The following is a 20,678-nucleotide window of genomic DNA, read 5'->3' as shown; positions in this document are numbered from 1 at the left end:
TCTATCGTACCTCTTCGCTTTCCCGACTTCCGCGGGGCGGGCAGCGGCACGCATCTTTCCCCGATGACGACATTTCACCGCCTCCGCGCTGCCCTGACCGCGTTCGCCCTTGCCGCCGGCTCGCTCGGCGCTGCTGGCTGTCCCGCACCGGCCGAGAGTTACGAGACCGGTGGCGGCTCGTCTCGCCTCTCGGCACGTGAGGTCGTTGGCGGAACCGCGACCGCGACCGGCAGCATTCCGCTCGGACTCGCGAGCGGTCGCGATGGCACGCTCTTCGTGCCGTCGAGCTATACCGGTGTGGCGATGCCACTCTTGCTCGCCCTGCACGGCGCCGGGCAGGCGGCATCCGAAATGCTGGGCCTGCTTCAGGGGCAGGCCGAGCAGAACGGATTCCTGCTGCTGGCGGTGGATTCGCGTGATGCGACGTGGGACGGGATTCGCGGCTCGTTCGGTCCCGACGTCAGCTACATCAATCGCGCGCTGCAGTTCGCCTTCGATCGATACAACGTGCAGTCGAATCACATCGGTGTCGCCGGCTTCTCCGACGGCGCCTCGTATACCCTCACGCTCGGCCTCACCAACGGCGATCTCTTCTCGAAGGTCATCGCGTTTTCGCCCGGGTTCGTGCCGTCGTCGGATACACCGCCGACGGGCAAGCCGCTGTTCTTCATTTCGCATGGACGGCAGGATCAGGTGCTTTCGTACGACAACACCGCGAGTGGGATTGTCCCCACCCTTCAGGGGCGCGGTTATACCGTGACCTTCGAGCCGTTCGATGGGCCTCACACCGTGCGGGCCGCGACTGCCACCGCTGCGGTTGCCTGGTTCCTGCGGTGAGGCAGAGTGGCCTTCTGCTCGTCGCGTTGCTGGTGCCCGGTGCATTGCGCGCGCAAGGCGCCTGTACGAATGCCACCGGTGCCGCCGTGCCATTCGGGCCGGTGATGGCGCTGGCCGATACCGGCCGGATCTACGCCTCGGTGATGACGCCTGACGGCAGCGCGTTCTACTTCTTCCGCAAGGTCGGCGCGCTGCGCAGCGAGGATTACCGGATCTTCCGCTCGGTCCGGCGAGGCGATACCTGGGGACCGGAGCAGCGTGTCGACCTCGGGGGCGAGTGGTCGGATCTGTACCCGTCGTTTTCTCCCGATGGCCGGCGCATGGTCTTCTCGTCGTATCGGCCGGTGGCGGGTGACACCAGCAGTCATCCCAACGCGCATCTCTGGATGACGATGCGCGAAGGCGACGGCTGGGCCGCGCCACAACTTCTTGCTGCCTCGCGGCTGGGGTACTACCACTCCGGATTGCGCCAGGACGCCGAGGGAAATCTCACCTACGAGCGAGCACCGCCCGACTTCAGTCGTGGTGAAACGCTGCGTCTGCACTGGCTGGGTACGAGCTACGCCACGGAGCCGGAAGTAGTCCCTGACCCGGTCACCGACTACTGGCGTGGGCAGCTGGGCGACACCGCGTTTGTGTGGCGCGCGAGAGTGATGCCTGATAGCAGCGCACTGGTGCAGGTATCGAAGGTGTCGGGTCGACGGCGGCTGCCTGCGATCTTCTTTGTCTCACGGCGGACCGGCGCTGGCTGGAGTCCCCTGGTGCCGGCTGGCGGCGGGCTCGGCGAGGGCGCGCCGAACTTCCTCTGGTTCTCGGCCGATGGCTGCTATCTGCACTTCACCAGGGATTACTCGAGTTTCTGGCGGGTACCGGTGAGCGTGGTGGTGGCGGGGACGCACTAGCCCGGGCCGCTGTCATCGTACTGTCATCCGATCGCCACGCCGGGTTCACTCCCCGGTGCGATCGTAGGGGGCCTTCATCGGAGCCCCCTGATGCGTCTGGCCCTCGCACTGCTCGTGATACTTCCTGCCTGTACATCCCCGAACAACAGTGAACAGCGGCGCCTTCCGGCATCGACCCGCGGACCGACGGTCACGGTCGTCGACTCGGTTGCCATCGCGGAACCAGACTCGTTGCCGCTTGGTAACTATGCCTGGCCGGTGGCGCGTCGGAGCAACGGAGAGTTGTTCGTGCTCGACCCTGGGGTGCACAAGGTGCTGCGCTTCGACAGGACAGGGAAGCTCGCTGGGGTAATCGGACGGGAAGGCGAGGGGCCAGGGGAATTGCGATCACCTCTCATGATCGCGCTGTTGCCTGGCGACACTTTGCTGGCCGTCGTGGATCCGAACCGTTCGCGGTTAGTGGTCTTCGGCGCTACTGACGGGGTTGTTCGACGGGAAGCCGCACTGCCAGAATTTGCTCTGGCCGATCAGTACTGGTCCCGCCGTGGCGACACGGTGACCTTCGGGCTCACAGCGAGCCGAGCTCCGATTGCGGTGTGGCCGTGGAAGGGGAACGTGATCTCCACGCGGGGGACGACTCCGCAACGGACTCGCCTTGTTGGCCTCCAATTCGGCCAGACGCGAGTGGTAGCAACGGACTCGGGTTTCGTGGTGCTCTACCCCGGGCAGCCGGGACTCTTCCTCCTCGATCGCGCCGGGCAAGCGACCGGCTTCGTGTCCATTCCGACGGCGCGCCGAGTCGGCGAGCCGGCCGATATCAGGGCCCGTCAGAAAGCGCTCTCCAAATCCGAACGCGGCAAACTTGTGGCCTCGCTGGCTGCGGGCTTGCACCGCATGTCATCCGGTTCATGGCTGCTCGTCCATTTGGACGTCGATTTAAAGCGGGTCGGCGACGTGACCCGGAGTCGGGATCTCCGCTTTTACGCCAGCGTCTTCTCCAGCGATTTCCAGCGCGTTTGTGTCGATGGGTTGCTGCCGGTGACGAGCGACGCACCGGCGATGCCATTCTTTGCCGGTGATACACTCTTCCTCTTTTCTCGAACGGTGGGCGTTGCAGGGATGAAAAACACGGTCTATGCCCTGACTATCAATACGGCCGGCTGCGACTGGCAGCAAACCGGCGGCATCGTCCCGCCACCGAGAGACTCGCTCTAAGGCGCCCGCGGCGGCCGCATCCCCGGCGGCCACATCGTGACATCGGCGCTGATGTGCTCGCCGGTATCGCCGATGACCGGATCGTCACAGGTCCCCGTGAACGAACCGTCGCCGTCGCGGTACAGAGTGCAGAAGAAGGGCCGCGCTCCTCCGGCCGCCCAGGTGAAAGTGAGCTGGCTCCGCTTCAGCCGTACCCCTCCCATGATCGTGGCGGGGGCGTTGAGGATCCGCAGCTCGATATGCGATCCCTTCCTGTCATTCGTCACGACCCACGCCACGCGATACGGCGTATCTCCCATCGGGGCGATCTCCCCGCGCCAGCGGCCACTCAGCAGCGTGTCGCGTTGCGCCGCGGCGGGTGAGGCGAGCGTCAGCGAGGACAACAACAGCAGTACTGCACCGGCCAGGATTCTCATGCTGGTGTTACGGCGCCGGGATCGGCAGGGTTGGCTCGCGACCGCGGGCCTCGACGGCCCAGTGCCGCTCGATCGCCTCGCCGCGCACTCCGTACACGACATCCGCAAGGTGGACCACGATACAGACGTGATTCGGGATCACCCGGACACGATCACCGCTCTTCGGACGCCACGCGATGCCACTAACGTCGATCATGCCGTGCTCTTCCGACATCGCCGTCACGACTGCCTCGGGATGCCCTAGCAGGACACCGAACCCCGGCGCCTCGGCGCCGCGAATCGGCTCACGGCCGAGTGCCTTGGTTCCCGCATCGATGACGACCTGACCACGGACGGCGGTGCTGATCACGGTCGCAAGCACGGTGAGGGCGCAATCGTCGAAGGTGCAGGCCCCGATCTCCGCCGTGGTGCGATCGTTGTACACCGAGGTGCCGGGGCGGATTTCGGTGAGGCCCTCGATGCGATGCGATTCCCAGAGCGTCGGCGTCGAGCCCGCGCTCACCACCGCAGGCGGGAGCCCGGCGCGTGTGAGCGCATCGGTGGTTTCCGCCAGCAGGGCGCCGAAACGCTCCAGGGCTGCCGTGTCGGTGGCACTGCGGATATGGCCGGGGTAACAACCGATGCCGAGCCAGGTCAGGCCGACCGTGTCCGCGGTCCTCCGTGCGAGCGACACCACGTCGGCCGGCGTGGCCGCCCCGGTGCGGTGCATCCCGGCATCGAGTTCTACGAGCACGCCAATTTCGGAACCAGCGAGTGCGGCCGCCTGCGCCAAGGCCGCGATGGCGTCGGCGGAATCGACCATCACCCGCAACTGACTCCCTGACGCGAGTGCCGCGACCCGACGAATTCTCGCTTCGCCGATCGCTGGGTAGGCGAGCATCAGGTCGGGGGTGACCGCGCGCATCACCTCCGCTTCACGCGGCGTCGCGCAGGTCAGGCCGGTGGCGCCAGCGGCGAGTTGCTGGCCGCCGACCCACGATGACTTGTGCGTCTTCACGTGGGGGCGGTAGCGGAGGCCGTGCGCCGCCGCATACGCCGCCGTGCGATCGATGTTTGCCGTCATCCGGTCGAGATCGACCAGCAGGGCAGGAGTTTCGAGCTCAGGCAGGATTGCGCTCACGGGTCGATCCGGGTGTCGCGACATCGCTCCCAAGAATAGCGCCATCGCGCCGGTGTGAAACGCACGAGGGCACGCGCTCCGGAGAACGCGTGCCCTCGCCCGGCATGCAAAGCGAACTCAGGGAGTGATATCGCCCTGCTTCGTGGCTGACGTGTACACCGCTCCTTCAACGAACGGGGTCGAGATGATCCCGCCTGCCTGCACCCATCCCGTTGCCGCCACCGTCCAGTGCACGGCGTTCCCTGCCACAAGGCCCCAGGCGTTGTTCCACCCGGCGACGGCGCTCAGGTCCGGGGCACCCAGGATGGCAGTCCCGGCGCCGGCGAGCCAGCCCGACGTCATCTGCACCTGGGCCCGACGATTGTTCGTCGTCTGCTGGAAGTCGGCTGTGAAGTAGCGATTGTACTCTGCCTGCACCGGATAACTCGCCTGCAGCCGCGCCGTCGGTGCTGCCGCGAGCACTGTCACCGTGGGAATCGTGAGCGCCGGCCCGAACGTCATCGTCTTGTTCGCCATCGTGTTGAAGAGCAGGCCGACGTTGCGGGTGGCCGTGTTGTTCGGATCGAGCGAGGGCACCGCCGAGACGTTGATGAAATGCAGGTCGCCGGCAATCTGCTTCGCGCCGGGGACTCCGGAGATGGTGCGGACGGTGCCGACGGCGCCAGCGTCGATGAAGTAGGTCGCGAAGGAGTTGTTCGCCGTCGCGTACGACTCCACAATCGCCGTGAATTCACCGCCACTGTTATTGAGCGTGACCGTGGCGGTGGTCGGCACGAACGATTCCGCACCGTTGAAATCGAGGGTGCCCAGTGAGGCGTTGTCGGCCGGGTTGATGCCTCGACGCGTCAGCATCCGGCTCGGCGTGAAGGTGGCGCCCGCGCCGCCAATCGTCAGGGTCGAGAGACCGGCGATGAGATCGACGTTGCCCGGCTGCACCTTGAGCCACTGCGCCGCCGTGGTCGGCGCCGTCACCGTTGCCACCGCGTTCCCGAGCCCGAGCAACGCCTGCGACAGCGTGGGCATTCCTGCGAGGGTCGCGTTGACGGTGCGCGTCGCGCCGGTGCCGGCCGGACAGAGTTGTCCGCCACGAGCCTGCAGTTCGGCCTTGGTGCCATAGAAGAGGTAGAGGCCGGTCCCGGGCGCCTCCGTCAACAGGTAGGCAATGCCACCCTTGGCCGCGTTGATATCAAAGGAGTAGGCGTTGCCGGCCCCGGTGACGCGAGTCCAGGCGCCAGCGCCGTCCTGCACTGCGACCCAGAGCGGGACACCAAACGTCGGGCAGAAGGTCCAGGTCGTGTTGCCGGCTCCACCTGCGGGTGCGGCCGTCACCGTCACTGCAAGTGCTGCAGTCCGCTCGGTCTGGCCGGTGGCGTTGCCGCGCACGGTGACGGTGTAGTTCCCGGCGGCGGTGCCGCCGGCCACGGCGATGGCGAGCGATCCCTGATTCGTGGTGACGGACGCCGGCGTCGGCGTGACGGTGATGCCGGCTGGTACGGTGCTGGTGATGGTCACGGCACCGGCAAAGCCTCCGGAACGGGTCAGGTCTACCGTGGCCGCACCCGCCTGGCCGGCGATGATGGTGACCGCGGCCGGATTCACGGCGAAGGTGAAGCCGGGCTGATCGACGACCGTCTGCGTCACCGTCAGCGACACGGTGGCTGTCTGTGCCGAGACCCCGGTGGCGGTCGCGCGGATGATCGGCGACGATGCGCCGGTGGTCGCGCCTGCGGTGGCGGTGAAGGTGACGAGGGCGCTGGTTGCGCCGGATGCCACCACGACATTGGGAGCCGAGACGCCAGCGGGGAGGCCTTCAACGGCAAGTGTCACACTGCCGGTAAAGCCGCCGCCGCGAGTCACGTTCACGGTCACGTTGCCATTCCCGCTCTGTGCTACCGAGAGGTTCGCACTCACAAGGGAGATGGCCATGGTCGGAACCACGGGATCGGGATCGTTGCCCGTGGCGCTCTTGCCGCAGCCCGCGGTGGCAGCCGTGAGCAGCGCGAATACGAAAGCGAGCCGGCCCTGGTGGGCCCGGAGTGTGTTGGAGGAGTGCAACAGGTGCTCCTGAATGTCGGTGGAGTGGTCTATCTTGCCTCAGCCTAGTCCACCGCAGTTCCCTGAGCGTTTCCTGCCCGTGACCTGAACCGTTTCGCGCCTGAAAACGGCACTGGAGAGCACCTCCCGCCTGATGATTTCGCTGCAACTCCTCGGTGGCCTCGACCTCCGCTCGACCAATGGTGATGAAGTACGTGCAGTGTTGGCGCAGCCGAAGCGGCTGGCGCTCCTGGCGTATCTCACGCTCGCGCGCCCGCGCGGCCATCATCGGCGAGATCGACTCGTCGCGATCTTCTGGCCCGAGCTGGACCAGGAGCGTGCTCGCGGCGCCCTTCGCGCGTCGGTGCATTTTCTGCGACGCGCCCTGGGTCAGGGAGTCGTGATCTCTCGTGGCATCGAAGAACTCAGCCTCGACCTGACATTGCTCGAGGCGGATGTGCTCCGGTTCGACCGGGCCATCGAGGCGGGGGAACTCGAGGTAGCGCTCGCAGCTTATCGCGGTGAATTGCTCCCGGCGTTTCACGTTGCCGACTTGCCGGAGTTCGAGCGCTGGCTTGACGAAGAGCGGGCCTGGTTCGCTCGGCGCGCGGGCGACGCCGCGCGCGAGCTGCGTGAGCGTGCTGCCGTAGCCGGAGACCTGCCAGGCGCGCTCGGCTGGGCGCGTCGCCTGATGGAACTGGAGCCGCTCGAAGTCGCCGCGGCCCGTCGCCTCTCTGAACTCCTGCTGCTCGCTGGTGAACGCGGCCGTGCGGTCAGCGAAGCCGAGCGTTTCGAAGTGCGCTATCGGGCGGATCTCGAGAGTGCGCCGGGTGCCGATTGGGACCAGTGGCTGGCCGCCCTGCGCGCGAGCGAGCCACCGTTGGTGCCGGCACTTCCGCCCCTGGCGCAGCGACCCAGCGTGGGTACTCCCCCAGAGAGTGTCGCGACCGTTGTGCGGCCGACACGGTCCCGATGGCGGGTTCCGGTCGCGCTGCTGCTGGTGCTGGTCGCGGGGGCAGCAATCCTGCGCGGTCGACCTCGCGTGCCGGATGCGTCCGATGATCTGCTCGTGCTGCCCTTCAACATTCGCGGCGCGGCCGATCTTGCCTACCTCCGCGACGGGATGGTTGACCTTCTGGGCTCGCGACTCGATGGCGCGACGGGATTCCGCACCGTCGACCCCCAGGCGTTGCACGCGCGGCTCGGGCGCGAGGCGAACGCGGGCGCCGATCTCCTGCTCGGGCAAAGGATGTCAGAGCAGTTTGGCGGAGCGTCGTTCATTCTTGGCTCAGTCGTCGAATCGGGGACCCAGCTGCAGGTGACCGCGCGACTCTACGCGAGCTCAGGCCGTGAACTGGCTCGTGCCGACGGGCTGGCATCGCGGGACTCGCTGTTCGCTCTGGTCGACAACCTTGTGCGCGGCTTGCTGGTGGGCCGGCTCAATCGGCCTGAGGCAGAAGTCGAACGGATCGCCGCGCAGACCACAAACTCGCTCCCGGCGCTACGGGCCTATCTCGACGGCGAGCGCGCGATGCGCGGCGGCGATTTCGCCACGGCGTTCGATGATTTCCAGTCGGCGACACGGCTCGATACCACTTTTGCGCTCGCGTTCTATCGCCTGAGCAGCGCGGCGGACTGGCTCGGCAAGCCCGCCGACGCGCGGGCAGCAATCGCCCGCGCCGCCAGCTTCCGAGGCCGACTCGAGTCCAAGGACCGGATGCTGGTCGAGGCACGCATGCAGTTCTGGCTTGGGGACGCCGCAGAGGCCGAGCGCACGTATCGCCAGCTCGTCGCCGTCCGGCCGCACTCGGTCGAGGCCTGGCTCGAATACGGTGAGGTGCTCTTCCATGCTGGCCCGTGGATGGGGCGTTCAATGGTCGAGAGCGAGCCGGCGTTCCGACGCGTGCTCGCGCTCGTGCCCGGTCACGCCACCGCCATGGTGCATCTAGCTCGGCTCGCCGCGTTGCAGCGCAACAAGGCACTGGTCGATTCGCTGGCGAACGAGTTGGGCGCCGCTGAACCTGGTCACTCGCGGCTGGCGGAGCTGCGATTGCTGCAAGTCGGGCTGCGGCGCGACAGTGCGCGAGTCGCGGTGGGCCGGCACGCGCTGGATGCCGTCGATGTGACCGCGCGCGCGATGGCCGTCGATCGGATGGCGGCCTTCACGGGCGATCGCGTGACCGCCCTGGAGTACGATCTGCCACTTACCAGTGATGGGGTCGCGGAATTTCCACGTCGTGCCGGGCTCGAGATCGGCGCGCACCTCGCTGCGGGCCTCAACCGCTGGGCGCAGAGTGATTCGTTGCTCGCGAAGCTGGCACGCGTCGATCCACTCCGAGCGGCCCAGGCCCGCGCGCTCGCCGTGCTTGCCGTGGCCGACCGCGCGGATTCGGCGCGCACTCGTCGGGCGCTCGACGCGTTGCACGCGGCGCCGTCGAGTCGTTTCGAAGCGCGGACCGACCCCGACCTGCGGCCATATTCGCAGTTGCGTGAAGTGTTCTATCTCGGTGCATTGTACGAGCGGCTCGGCGACAGCACGTCGGTGACGACTGCGCTAGGCAAACTTGACGCGGCCGGCGCGGGTTCGACGGATACCGCCGCCTATGCCAGGCACGCCGCCGGTTTTCTCCGAGCGCTCGAAGCGCGTCACGCCGGGCGGCCTGCCGAGGCCCTCCAGTTACTCGAGGCGAGCTGGCCGGCGCCGCGCCGGGCACTGATGGTGCGCTGGGCGTGGAATCACACCGTGTTGCTCGCACGGGTCGAGCGCGCAGAATTGCTGGCGGAGTTGCACCGCCCGCGCGAGGCCTGGGGGTGGCATGATGCCGCGATCGAGGATATTGCGGGGACGCCGCTGGTGCTTGGCCGGCTCGCGGCGCTGCGACGGATCCTGCCGCGGCGCTAGTCGTCGGACGGCGGCTTCCTGTCGCGCTTGATGGCGCCGCGTCGCTTCTTGGCGTCGAGCCGGCGAGTCCGCGAGGCTTTCGTCGGTTTGGTGGCCTTGCGCGTCTTGGGGATGATCAGCGCCCGGCTCAGGATTTCGGCGAAGCGCTCGATGACCTCTGCCCGATTGCGATACTGACTCCGTTCGCTCTGCGCCACCAGCCGCAGGCGCCCCTGGCCATCGAGCCGGGATGCAAGTCGGGTGAGCAGGTGCGTGCGCGTCGGCTCATCGAGCGACGGCGATCCTGCCAGATCCCAGACCAGTTCGATCCGCGTGCTGGACGTGTTGACGTGCTGCCCCCCGGGGCCGCCGCTCCGCGTGGCCTTGAGTAGCAGCTCGTCCCGGGGAATCGCCAGGTGTGCGCTGAGTCGGATCGGGTCGGTATCGGCCATGCCCGCACGCTAATCGCCGCCCCCGCACGGCGATAGAGGGCGCCCCGGATTACGTTTCCCGGATGCGCTGCCTCGGCCGGATCGTCCTCGCCGTTCTCCTCCTCCTGCTCCTCGCCGCGGGCTGGCTCTATCGCGCCGAACTGACGCGTTGGGTCCGCAGCATCGTCGACCCGATGAGTGCCGCGCGCCGAGTCGGTCATCCCTCGACCACGGCGATGACCTCGGCGACCTGGAAGGTCGATTCCCTGATTCGCAACAGTCCCGATTCGATCCTGCTCAACGCCGACGAGATGGCTTCTCTTGTCGCGCGCGGCGCATCGTTCGTCCCGCAGGCACCGCTCGACTCCATCTCCGTCGAGCTCGGCGATCGCACCATCCGGATGCGCACGATGGTGAACAGCAGCAAGCTCCCTGAGCGGGTGCTCAACCTGCTGCCGATCACGCCGCACGGATATGAAGAAGTGATTGCCGAGGGGACGCTCACGCCGGCGCGGGAAGGCGTGGCCGAGTGGAAGCTCGATCGGGTCCTCGTGCGCGGACTTCCGGTACCAAGTGACCTGGTGGCGCGCGTGATCGGCAAGGTGACGGGCCGCGAAAGCGATGGCCGCCTCGAAATCGCCATGCCCAAGGGCATCACCGGATTCCGGGTGCGCCCCGAAGGTGTGGCGATCTATCGCAACGGGAAGGGTCGATGAAGGGGCGGATCCTGGTCGTCGATGATGAACGTTCCATCCGCGAAGTGCTGGTGCAGGTCCTCGGCTACGAGGGTTACGAAGTGGCCGCGGCAGCATCGGGCGGCGAAGCACTCACGATGCACCGCACCAGGCCGTTTGACCTGATCCTGCTCGACGTCAAGATGCAGGGGATCGACGGCCTCGACACCCTCGAACAGTTGCGACTGCAGGATCCCGACGCGCGGGTGGTGATGATCTCGGGTCACGCCTCGATCGCGAATGCCGTGCACGCCGTGAAGCACGGGGCGTTCGACTTCCTCGAAAAGCCGCTCGACAGCGATCGGCTCCTGGTCACCGTCCAGCGGGCGCTGGAACATCGGCAACTGGTCGGAGAAAATGCCCGACTGCGTGAAGGCCTCGCCAAGGCCACCGACTCGCGCTTTGCTATGGTGGGAGACAGCGAGGCGCTCGAACGGATCCGCGAACTCGTTGCGCGAGTGGCGCCGACGAATGCCCGAATCCTGATCACCGGCGACAACGGCAGTGGCAAGGAGCTGGTCGCGCGCGCCATTCACGATGGTTCGCTACGCAAGCGCGGGCCGTTTGTGGAAGTCAACTGCGCGGCGATCCCGAGCGAGCTGGTCGAGAGTGAACTCTTCGGTCACACCAAGGGGAGCTTCACTGGGGCCACTTCCGATGCGGCGGGGAAGTTCGAGGCGGCCGACGGCGGCACCCTCTTCCTCGACGAAATCGGCGACCTGGCCCTCACCGCGCAGGCCAAGATCCTCCGCGCGCTGCAGGAGGGGGTCATCGTGCGGGTCGGCGATTCGCGCGCGATTCCGGTCGATGTGCGGGTGATCGCAGCGACCAACCGCGACCTCGCCGGCGAGATCAGCCAGGGGCGGTTCCGCGAGGACCTCTACTTCCGACTCAACGTGATGCCGATTCACGTGCCGCCCCTTCGGGATCGGCTCGAAGACATCCCGGCGCTGGTATCACATTTCGTTGCTGTACTCGGTAGCGGGCCGGGGATGTCGCCCAAGCCCTTCAGCGGGGCCGCGTTGCGCCGCTTGCAACGGCGCCGGTGGGCCGGCAATGTCCGCGAGCTGCGCAACGCCGTGGAGCGACTGCTCATTCTGGCGGCGGGCGCGGAAGTCACCGAGGAAGATGTCGATCTGGTGCTTCCGCCCGAGATTGGCACGCTCGTGGCGCCGGATGAGCTCGCCGCACGCTCGGGCGATCGGACGCTGCAGGAGTTCAAGCTCGATGCCGAGCGCGCCTTCCTCATCGCCCGACTGCGCGAGCATAGCTGGAACGTGGCCGAGACAGCCCGGGCGCTCGGCATGCCGCGATCGAACCTCTACGTCAAGATCGAGAAGTACGAGATCAACCGGGAGCTGCTATGACCGGACCGCGTGACTGGGACAAGGAGATGGCCGACATCGATCGGCTGCTGGCCTCCGACAAACCACTGCCGCCGAGCGCCGCGCCGAGTGGCGGGGCGGTGGTGAAGGGTGCGAGTCCGCCTGCCACTGCTCCCACCGTGCGCCCCTCCGGCACGGTGAGTCGGCCGCGCGATGCCCTCGGGGTGTGGCTCAAGGTGCTGCTCGGTGCGCTCGGCGGTGCGGCGCTGCTCTACTGGCCTTACGGTAAGAGCTGTGGCCCCTCGCTCTATCTCTATCTGCTGGGTGTCCTGGCCGTCGCGAGCGCCGGTCTCTGGGCGATGAAGGGTGCCTGGACCCATCGCCGTGGCTGGGCGCACATTGTGGGGCTGCTGGTGTTCCTCCTCGGCTGCGGGCTCGCCGCTGCCGAGATCCTGCCGCGCGTGGGTTACACCACGGTGGCGCAATCGTGGACCTGTTCCTGACCGAGAAATGGCCAAGACCTTCAAGAATTTCATCGCCGGCAAGTGGGTTGCTCCTTCGACCGAGCGCTATTTCCAGAATCGCAATCCTGCCGACACGACCGACCTGATCGGTCGCTTTCCGGATTCCGACGCCACCGATGTCGCGGCCGCGGTCAAGTCGGCCAAGGCGGGATTCGAGCGTTGGTCACGGACCCCGGCGCCACTCCGGGGTGACGTGCTGCGTCGCGTCGGTGACCTTCTCACGGCGCGGAAGGAAGAGATCGCCGATGCGATGACGCGTGAGATGGGGAAAGTCCTCGCCGAAACCCGCGGTGACGTCCAGGAAGGGATCGATACCGCCTACTACGCCGCGACCGAAGGGCGTCGACTCTTTGGCCACACGGTTCCCTCGGAGCTGCGCTCGAAGTGGGCGATGAGCGTTCGCCGTCCCATCGGGGTGGCCGGGCTGATCACGCCGTTCAACTTCCCGATGGCGATTCCCACGTGGAAGGCTTTCCCGGCACTGCTCTGTGGCAATGCCGTGATCCTGAAGCCCTCCGAGGATGTCCCGCACACGGCGCATCTGCTGGTGGAAATCCTCCTCGAGGCCGGATTGCCGCCCGAGGTGATTCAGTTGGTGCACGGTGCCGGCGATGCCGGGAAGGCGATGGTCGATCATCCGGAAATTTCGGTGATCTCCTTCACCGGTTCGACCGATACTGGTTCAAGGATCGGCGAAACTTGCGGCCGGATGCACAAGCGGCTCTCGCTCGAGATGGGTGGCAAGAACGCCATGATCGTAATGGAGGATGCCGACCTCGACCTCGCGCTCGAAGGGGTGCTCTGGGGCGCCTTCGGCACCACCGGACAGCGTTGCACCGCGACCTCGCGCCTGATCGTGCATCGCAAGGTCCACGACAAGTTCGTCGGCATGGTGGTCGAGGCGGCCGAAAAGCTCGTCCTCGGTGATGGCCGGCAGGCGAAGACTCAGGTGGGGCCCCTCATCCACGCGGATTCGCGTGACAAGGTGGAGCGTTACGTGGAGATCGGGTTGGCGCAGAAGGCCGAGCTCGCGACCGGCGGCGCCCGGCCCCGCTCGCCGCGCCTTGCCAACGGTTTCTTCTACAAGCCGACGATCTTCACCAATGTCCGCGCGGGGTCGCGCCTGGCGATGGAAGAAATCTTCGGGCCGGTGCTCAGCGTCATCAAGGTCGGCTCGTATGAAGATGCCGTGCGTGTCAACAACGAGGTGAAGTACGGCCTCTCAAGTTCGATCTATACCCGCGATGTGAATCGCTCCTTCCGGGCGCTGGAAGATCTGCAGAACGGTATCACCTACGTCAACGCGCCGACGATCGGGGCCGAGGCGCACCTGCCGTTTGGTGGCGTGAAACAAACCGGCAATGGTCATCGTGAAGGTGGCTGGGAAGTGTTCGAGTTCTACTCGGAAACCAAGGTGTGCTACGTGGATTTCTCCGGGACGTTGCAGCGGGCGCAGATGGATACGTACGACATCTAGAAGAGAAGGGAGAAGGGAGAAGGGAGAAGGGAGAAGGGAGAAGGGAGAAGGGAGAAGGGGCGGGCGCGAATGATGTGATCGGCTGGCCGGGGTAGGTTCTCCCTTCTCCCTTCTCCCTTCTCGCTTCTCCGCTCGTGGGAGTTGCGCTTCCCATCGGAGTCTGGGTACGCTTCACCCGTCTCCCATACAGTTGAAGTTCAGCAGGTCGGCAACACACGCACGAGGTTCGTGCCATGCGACCATTGCGGGTCGGTACCGGAAGCCGGGGAAGTGGGTCCGATGAGGGCTCGCTCGACGTCTATCTCCGAGAGATTTCGCGCTACCCCTTGATCACCCAGGCGATCGAAGTTGCGCTCGCGCAGCGGATCCACGCCGGTGATCAGGAAGCGCTCGACACGCTGGTCCGCAGCAACCTTCGCTTCGTCGTCTCCGTCGCCAAGAAGTACCAGAATCAGGGCGTCTCCCTCAGCGACCTGATCAACGAGGGCAACCTCGGCCTGATTCGCGCCGCCCACAAATTCGACGAGACCAAGGGGATCAAGTTCATCTCCTACGCCGTCTGGTGGATCCGGCAAGCGATCCTCCAGGCCCTCGCCGAGCAGTCGCGGATCGTGCGGGTGCCCCTCAACCGCGCCGGAGCGCTCCACCGGATCGGCCGCCGCTCCTCGGCGTTGCAGCAGGAGCTGGGTCGGGACCCCACCGCCGGCGAGATCGCGGAGGGGCTCGATATCGAGGTCGCCGAAGTCGAGCGGACCATGGCGATTTCGCAGACCCATCTTTCGCTCGACGCCCCGATGACCCCCGGCGAGGACAATCGCCTGCTCGACTATCTCGCCGATGTCCACGGTCGCGACGCCGACGCAGACACCATGGACCACGCGCTCACCGAGAGCATCGAGACGGTCTTCAAGAATCTCCGTGACCGGGAGGCCAAAATCCTTCGGCTCTACTTCGGGCTTGACGGTCCGGAGCCGCTGACGCTCGAGGAGATCGGTGCGCTGCTCGGCATCACCCGCGAACGCGTCCGGCAGATCAAGGAGAAGGCCCTACTCCGGCTTCGGCACGCGGGCCAGGCGCAGGCCCTCGAGTCGTTCCTGGTCTGAGGCTGCTCGACCCGGGAAGTATCCGGCTCACGGGACCCTCTTCCGGAAAGGGGACGAAGGTCAACGGCACGCCGCACCTGCGGGCCAGTCTCGCGGCATCAACGGCGAGCACTCGGCTGCCCTCCTGAAGCAAGGCATCCAGCACATCAAATCCAGCCACGCCAACGTGACGCGCGTGTGGATGGCGCACGGGGTCGGCGTCACGCAGCCCCGCGCGCTTGAGCAACACGCATGCCTCGGCGCCGAGCGCTGCAGCAATGGCGACGGCGGTGACATCCGACCCGCCGCGACCGAGGAGAGCGAGTTCGCCGTTGTGGTGGGTCTGGAAGCCGGCGACCACCGGGATCAGGTTGCGCCGCAGGAGTGCCCGAAGCCGCCCGGTGCGAATCCGGGTGATCCGCGAGCCACCGCTCCGGCCGTCGCCCTCGAGTCCCGCCTCGCGGGCATCGAGCGCGCGCGCGGGGAGACCAAGATGCTCGAGCGCCAGCGCTACCAGGGAGGCGGCGACGATCTCGCCCGAGGCGACGGCGCGATCGGCCACTGCGGCGTTGGGTGCGCCGGGTCCGGCCGTGTGTCGGCCGACAGCAGCGACCAGTGCCAGCAGCTGGTCAGTGACTCCGCGCCGGGCACTGACCACCACGACAACTTCCCTGGTGGCCCGTTCGCGGGCGATGCGCCGCGCGGCGGCGGCGATGTGTTCGGGGGTGGCGACGGCATCGCCGCCGAGCTTGATGACAATCACGGTGCCTCCTTGGGGGAGGCGCATACAGCAACGCCTCCGGGCTCAGGAGCGCGGAGGCGGAATACCGACCTCGGGCGCTTTAGCACTTTGGTTTGGCGCGGACGCGCCGGGCGGGTGCAAGTTGCCGAATAAATCGACCGCCGGTGTCCTAGAGTAGCGAGGCGCTTTGGCCGCCGTCAAGGGTAGCCGACGCTGCCGGTGGTTGCGGGCGCGGCGCCGCGCCGATATCGTGCCCCAATGGCAACCAATCCTTCGTTCGATATCTCGACCGGTGTGGATCTCCAGGAAGTCGATAACGCCGTCAACCAGGCGGTCAAGGAGATCGCTGGACGCTACGACTTCAAGGGCACGCACTGCACCATCGAACTCGACCGCGAAAAGGCGACCATCGCGCTTTTCGCCGATGACGAGTTCAAGATGGAAGCGCTGCTCGACGTGGTACGCGGACGGCTGATCAAGCGCAACGTCCCCACCAAGAATCTCACCATCGGCGACATCATCCCGGCCACCGGTATGTCGGTGCGCCGGGTTCTCACGCTTGCGCAGGGAATCCCGACCGACGCCGCCAAGAAAATCCAGCGGGCCATCAAGGACGGTGGCTTCAAGAAGGTGCAGGCGAGCATCCAGGGCGAGGAGCTGCGGGTGACGTCGCCGTCGCGGGATGAGTTGCAGGCCGTGATGGCCTTCCTTCGCACGGAAGACTTCGGGGTGGAATTGCAGTTCGGCAATTACCGCGGGTGACGAAGCCGCGCGCGGGACTGTATCTGGTCCTGGCGCTCGCCAGTCTGGGCTCCTGCCTCCTCAATGAGCCGGAGCCTGAGCCGGTGCCGCAGCTGGCCCCCGATCCCGAGTTCCGGATCGGCGTACGGATCAATGCCAGCAAGGTGACCTTCGGGGCGTTCACCGGCCTGCGGGTTATCGATCTCGACGAAGGGATCGTCGAGGAAGTCGATCCCGATGTCTCGCTCGAGGCCAGCACCCGTGGCAGCGACGTCGTCGTGCGCGGGACCACGACACCGGTCGTGCGGCGGACGCTGGTGCTCGAACCGCAAGACAGCAACGGTACCATCCGCATTGACGGTCGCGAATACCGGGGCCGCGTCGAGCTCCGACGCAGTGAGTCCGGGCTCACAGTGATCAATCGCATCGGGCTCGAGCAATATCTCGAGGGCGTCGTCGGCGCCGAGATGGGTCGGCGCGCTCCGGGGGAGGAAGAAGCGCTGAAGGCGCAGGCAGTGGTCTCGCGCACCTACGCGTTACGGAACAAGGGGCGGTGGCTCGCGCAGGGGTTCGACCTGATGGCCGATGTGTCGGCCCAGGCCTACGCCGGTCTGCTCAACGAGAATCCCATGGCGACCGCAGCCGTCGAAGCCACGCGGGGCCTGATTCTCACCTACAACGGCGAACCGATCGAGGCATTCTATTCCTCGACGTGCGGGGGCCGCACTGAAGATGGCTCCGCGGCATTCGGTGGGGCCGACGAGCCGTACCTCAAGAGCTTCGCTGACGTGGACGAGAACGGCACAGCCTGGTGCGCCATCTCCCCACGCTACCAGTGGCGTGAGCAGTGGGAGGGGCGGGCCTTCACGGCGTCACTCCGCAAGACACTCGCAACCGAGCGGCTCTCTACCGCGCGCGCCAGCGATCTGCGCGAAATGCGGGTCCTCTCGCGGACCGGCAGCGGGCGGATTGCGACCCTCGAGCTCTCGGGTGCGGGTGGACGCACCACGGTGAGCGGCCAGGCGATCCGGCGTGTCCTCTCGCCGCCGGCCGGCGGCTGGCTCCGCAGCACCGATTTCACGGTCCGGCTCTCCCGGCAGGGCAGCCGGATCGAATCGGTCGTCATCGAGGGCCGGGGCAATGGACACGGGGTGGGAATGTGTCAGTGGGGCGCGGTGGGTCGCGCCCGCGCGGGACATCACTACGACGCGATCCTGATGAGCTATTTTCCGGGCACGGAACTCCGCCGGAACTACTGAACCTGCTTACCTGAAGGAAGGTCGGGGATGGGCGATCGGTTGCGGCTCGGCATCGTCGGTGCTGGTGCCATTGCGCAGGTAGGACATCTCCCGGTGCTCAAGCGGGTCAAGGAGATCGACGTCGTCGGCATCTGCGACAACGACCTTCCCAAGGCACGAGCCCTCGCCGATCGCTTCGGGATTCCCGACGCCTACGGCGACATCGAGGAACTGGTCGAGTACGACGCGCTCGACGCGGTACTCATCTGCACGCCTAACCATCTCCACGAATCGCAGATCCAGGCCGCGATCGCTTCCGGGTTGCACATCTTCGTCGAGCGCCCGCTCGCGCTCACCGCTGCTGGCGCGCAGAAGCTGGCGAAGGCCGCCACCAAGCACAGCCGGATCGTGATGGTCGGGGCCAATCACCGCTATCGCCCCGACGTCCAGCAGATCCGCTCGTTCGTGAAGAACGGCGAACTCGGCGATCTCGAATCGATCCGCGCCTGGTGGTTCCTCGCGCGGGCAGGGCGTGCGTCACTCGGCTGGCGACAGAAGCGTGATCAGGCCGGCGGTGGTGCGATGCTCGATCTCGGGCTCGGACTGCTCGACCTCTCACTCTGGATGTCCGGCTTCCTGGCGCCACAGCGGGTTTCGGCCGTGTTCCCGGAGAAGGGGCGAGAGAAGTCGCTGGAGCAGTCGGGGACCGCGATGATTGCCCTCGAGGGGGGCACCGCGATCCACCTCGATACTTCGTGGCGTTTCGTGGGGCCCGGTGAGCGCTTCGGAATGGCGGTGCGGGCCACGCGTGGGTCTGCCCGCATCAATCCACTCGCCATCTGGAAGGACTTCCACGGCGTGGCGCAGGACGTCGCACCCTCGGGCGCCCACTCGCGCGAGACGCCGTTCGCGCTCGCGGTGCGGGCGCAGTGGGCCCACTTCGTCGCGGCGATTCGCGGCGATTCGCCGCCGCCATCGATGACCGAGCAGATCACCGTGCTGCGGGTGATGGAAGCGATCTACCAGTCGGCAGAGTCCGGGCGGGACGTGGCGCTTTGATGCGACTCTTTCCGCGCATCTACACTGCACTCCTTGTTGTGATGGCGCTCGCCCGACCCGCCGCCGCTCAAGTCACCGAGGCGCCGCCGGGCAGCAATCTCCAGATCTTCGTGATGACCATGGGGCCGGGTGCGGAGGTGTGGGAGCGCTTCGGCCACAACGCGATCTGGGTTCGCGACACGGTGCAGAAGCGCGACCTGGTGTACAACTACGGCATGTTCGACTTTCGCGATCCCGATCTGGTGCCCCACTTCGCGATGGGCCGACCGGTATACTGGCTCGGGGTCGACGATCTCGACGGGACGATGCGAACCTACGCGGCGCGCGAACGCTCCGTCGACGTCCAGGAGCTGAATCTGCCGCCGATGCAGCGCGCCGAGATCGCGCTCCGTCTCGCCGAGAACGCGCGCCTCGATCAGCGGAACTACGTCTACGACTACTACCGCGACAACTGCAGTACCCGGGTGCGCGATCTTCTCGACGGCGTCCTCGGGGGCGCATTGGGGCTGGCAACCAAGGGGAAGAGCGCGGAAGGGACACTGCGCTGGCACACCCACCGTTCGCTGACCAACGACAAGCTGATGTATGTCGGAATTCTCGCGGCGCTCGGCCCGATGGTGGATCGGCCGCTCGATCAGTGGGGCGAGATGTTCCTGCCGCAGAAGTTGCAGGAGCGGCTGCGAGAACTCCGCATCACCGACGCCGATGGTCGCAGTGTCCCGCTGGTGAAGGCCGAGTCGCGGTTGATCGATGTCAACCGGTACAAGGTCGAGCCGGAGCCGCCCCACTGGGGAATGATGTTCTCCGTGGTGGCACTCGCGCTGATGCTCGCCATCCTCTCTGGCTTGATCGCCGGCGGCCTGGGTGCGCCGGGTCGAGTGATCGGCGCACTCTGGTTGCTGCTCACTGGCGTCGGCGGTGTGGTACTCCTGCTGATGTGGCTGGTGACCGATCACGTGGCGGCGGCGGGGAATCGCAATCTCCTGCTCTTGAGCCCCGTGGCGCTGCTGGTGATTCCCGGTGTCCTGAGCGCCAAGCGACGCGGCCCGGGAGCGTGGGCTCCGCGGGCCGCGTGGTTCGTGCTCGGCTCGGTGGTCCTGGGCAGTGTGCTCGCTGCCTTTCCGTCAATCGGCGGTCAGTGGAATCTGCAGATTGCCCAGCTGACGGTGTTGCCTTCGGTTGCAGCGGCGTGGCTGGCGATCCGGCTCAACCCCCGACCCGCTTCAGCGCCGAGCCAGCTTCCGTAAATCCCGGCGCCGCGCGAACGGCAGCGCGATACGCCTCCGCTGCCTTGGCGTTGTCGCCGACATCCTCGAAGCGAAGTCCCCTGCCATACAGCACCAGGGCCGCCACGGGCACACCGCCACGGCTACCCCCGCCCGCCGCGCCGCCTACAGCAGGCTGCGCCGCGATCCGGTCGGCGAGGTCCGCGATCGCCTCGGCGAGCTGTTCCCGCTTCGCCAGCGCCGGATTGCCACGGACCACGGCGATCGGGGCGCCGGTGGTCGCATCCAGTACCCGGGCCTCGACGTGGATGTCGCCGTACTGGTCCAGCAGGGTGCCCACTACCAGGACCTTGGCTCCGGCCTTGGCGGCTGCCGCGCGGGCGGCGCCGACGTCGACCCGACCCGAACGCACGCCGCCGGCGACCGGCTTGACCACGAGGGTCGTGGGCCCTCCGACCTGAGCCGACAGCAACCCGCTCAACGCCCGACCCAGGGCATCGTACTCGTCCCTGGTCAGGCCCACCGATCCATCGGTCTCGAAGCCTGCGACCGACACCTTGCCGCTCGCTTGCGCCGACAGGGCGGTGGCGGGAATGCTCAGGGTAAGTGCAATTGCACCAAGGACTTGGGCTCGGCTCAGCATACTGACTCCTGAAAGGGACCAACCGCTACTGCTCAAGGAGACGAGCGGCCC

At 66.8% G+C, this 20,678-nt stretch carries 19 protein-coding genes; 13 read left to right on the top strand and 6 right to left on the bottom strand.

Annotated elements, in window-relative coordinates:
* Nucleotides 1-63: 63 nt before the first annotated feature.
* From V4558_00565 to V4558_00555, 3 genes are all read left to right on the top strand, one after another.
* A complete protein-coding gene (locus tag V4558_00565) occupies nucleotides 64-837 on the top strand; it encodes a hypothetical protein (protein MES2303966.1) in 774 nt (257 codons plus the stop codon).
* A complete protein-coding gene (locus V4558_00560) occupies nucleotides 834-1,739 on the top strand; it encodes a hypothetical protein (protein ID MES2303965.1) in 906 nt (301 codons plus the stop codon). Before V4558_00565 ends, V4558_00560 begins: the two co-directional genes overlap by 4 nt.
* 90 nt (nucleotides 1,740-1,829) lie before the next feature.
* Nucleotides 1,830-2,954 carry a 6-bladed beta-propeller gene (locus tag V4558_00555; GenBank protein MES2303964.1) on the top strand — a complete coding sequence of 375 codons (1,125 nt, stop codon included), beginning with the start codon at nucleotides 1,830-1,832 and terminating at the stop codon, nucleotides 2,952-2,954.
* Here V4558_00555 and V4558_00550 read toward each other — a convergent pair.
* The 3 genes from V4558_00550 to V4558_00540 all read right to left on the bottom strand — a co-directional run bounded on the left by V4558_00550 (nucleotide 2,951) and on the right by V4558_00540 (nucleotide 6,545).
* On the bottom strand, nucleotides 2,951-3,370 hold the full coding sequence (locus V4558_00550; GenBank protein MES2303963.1) for a hypothetical protein: 420 nt from the start codon (nucleotides 3,368-3,370) through the stop codon (nucleotides 2,951-2,953). The genes V4558_00555 and V4558_00550 overlap by 4 nt on opposite strands.
* A 7-nt stretch (nucleotides 3,371-3,377) precedes the next feature.
* Complete coding sequence (locus V4558_00545; protein ID MES2303962.1) at nucleotides 3,378-4,490, bottom strand: alanine racemase; 1,113 nt, start codon at nucleotides 4,488-4,490, stop codon at nucleotides 3,378-3,380.
* Nucleotides 4,491-4,607: 117 nt separating this feature from the next.
* Nucleotides 4,608-6,545 carry a hypothetical protein gene (locus V4558_00540; GenBank protein MES2303961.1) on the bottom strand — a complete coding sequence of 646 codons (1,938 nt, stop codon included), beginning with the start codon at nucleotides 6,543-6,545 and terminating at the stop codon, nucleotides 4,608-4,610.
* Between the two features lie 133 nt (nucleotides 6,546-6,678).
* Here V4558_00540 and V4558_00535 point away from each other — a divergent pair, with 133 nt between their 5' ends.
* A complete protein-coding gene (locus tag V4558_00535; protein MES2303960.1) occupies nucleotides 6,679-9,426 on the top strand; it encodes a hypothetical protein in 2,748 nt (915 codons plus the stop codon).
* Here the strand turns inward: V4558_00535 and arfB are convergent.
* Nucleotides 9,423-9,857 carry an alternative ribosome rescue aminoacyl-tRNA hydrolase ArfB gene (gene arfB, locus V4558_00530; protein ID MES2303959.1) on the bottom strand — a complete coding sequence of 145 codons (435 nt, stop codon included), beginning with the start codon at nucleotides 9,855-9,857 and terminating at the stop codon, nucleotides 9,423-9,425. The genes V4558_00535 and arfB overlap by 4 nt on opposite strands.
* Before the next feature lie 62 nt (nucleotides 9,858-9,919).
* Here arfB and V4558_00525 point away from each other — a divergent pair, with 62 nt between their 5' ends.
* The 5 genes from V4558_00525 (at nucleotide 9,920) to V4558_00505 (ending at nucleotide 14,999) form a co-directional block, all read left to right on the top strand.
* The gene (locus tag V4558_00525; GenBank protein MES2303958.1) at nucleotides 9,920-10,552 is read left to right on the top strand and encodes a hypothetical protein; all 633 of its coding nucleotides are present in this window, start codon (nucleotides 9,920-9,922) and stop codon (nucleotides 10,550-10,552) included.
* Nucleotides 10,549-11,937, top strand: a complete 1,389-nt coding sequence (locus V4558_00520; protein ID MES2303957.1) for a sigma-54 dependent transcriptional regulator — start codon at nucleotides 10,549-10,551, stop codon at nucleotides 11,935-11,937. The genes V4558_00525 and V4558_00520 overlap by 4 nt, the downstream gene beginning before the upstream one ends.
* A complete protein-coding gene (locus V4558_00515) occupies nucleotides 11,934-12,398 on the top strand; it encodes a hypothetical protein (protein ID MES2303956.1) in 465 nt (154 codons plus the stop codon). The genes V4558_00520 and V4558_00515 overlap by 4 nt, the downstream gene beginning before the upstream one ends.
* A 7-nt stretch (nucleotides 12,399-12,405) precedes the next feature.
* Nucleotides 12,406-13,896 (top strand): aldehyde dehydrogenase family protein, encoded by a 1,491-nt coding sequence (locus tag V4558_00510; GenBank protein MES2303955.1) that lies wholly within the window; start codon nucleotides 12,406-12,408, stop codon nucleotides 13,894-13,896.
* A gap of 233 nt (nucleotides 13,897-14,129) precedes the next feature.
* Entirely contained in the window at nucleotides 14,130-14,999 is an 870-nt protein-coding gene (locus V4558_00505; protein MES2303954.1) for an RNA polymerase sigma factor RpoD/SigA, read from the top strand.
* Here V4558_00505 and V4558_00500 read toward each other — a convergent pair.
* Nucleotides 14,929-15,765, bottom strand: a complete 837-nt coding sequence (locus V4558_00500; protein ID MES2303953.1) for a hypothetical protein — start codon at nucleotides 15,763-15,765, stop codon at nucleotides 14,929-14,931. The genes V4558_00505 and V4558_00500 overlap by 71 nt on opposite strands.
* 213 nt (nucleotides 15,766-15,978) lie before the next feature.
* Here V4558_00500 and V4558_00495 point away from each other — a divergent pair, with 213 nt between their 5' ends.
* From V4558_00495 to V4558_00480, 4 genes are read left to right on the top strand one after another with little or no spacing between them, the layout of a single operon-like run.
* Nucleotides 15,979-16,482: a YajQ family cyclic di-GMP-binding protein gene (locus tag V4558_00495; protein ID MES2303952.1), complete on the top strand. Its 504-nt coding sequence runs from the start codon at nucleotides 15,979-15,981 to the stop codon at nucleotides 16,480-16,482.
* Nucleotides 16,479-17,720 carry a SpoIID/LytB domain-containing protein gene (locus tag V4558_00490; GenBank protein MES2303951.1) on the top strand — a complete coding sequence of 414 codons (1,242 nt, stop codon included), beginning with the start codon at nucleotides 16,479-16,481 and terminating at the stop codon, nucleotides 17,718-17,720. Before V4558_00495 ends, V4558_00490 begins: the two co-directional genes overlap by 4 nt.
* A 27-nt stretch (nucleotides 17,721-17,747) precedes the next feature.
* On the top strand, nucleotides 17,748-18,758 hold the full coding sequence (locus V4558_00485; protein ID MES2303950.1) for a Gfo/Idh/MocA family oxidoreductase: 1,011 nt from the start codon (nucleotides 17,748-17,750) through the stop codon (nucleotides 18,756-18,758).
* The gene (locus V4558_00480) at nucleotides 18,758-20,005 is read left to right on the top strand and encodes a DUF4105 domain-containing protein (protein MES2303949.1); all 1,248 of its coding nucleotides are present in this window, start codon (nucleotides 18,758-18,760) and stop codon (nucleotides 20,003-20,005) included. The genes V4558_00485 and V4558_00480 overlap by 1 nt, the downstream gene beginning before the upstream one ends.
* On the opposite strand, the gene V4558_00475 is transcribed toward V4558_00480, so the two are convergent.
* On the bottom strand, nucleotides 19,965-20,627 hold the full coding sequence (locus V4558_00475; GenBank protein ID MES2303948.1) for a hypothetical protein: 663 nt from the start codon (nucleotides 20,625-20,627) through the stop codon (nucleotides 19,965-19,967). The genes V4558_00480 and V4558_00475 overlap by 41 nt on opposite strands.
* Between the last annotated feature and the right edge of the window lie 51 nt (nucleotides 20,628-20,678).

This window comes from Gemmatimonadota bacterium (assembly GCA_040388535.1).
Taxonomy (GTDB): Bacteria; Gemmatimonadota; Gemmatimonadetes; order Gemmatimonadales; family GWC2-71-9; genus Palsa-1233.
The sequence above is the reverse complement of the archived record's forward strand: the minus strand, read 5'-3'. Positions and strand labels throughout refer to the sequence as shown.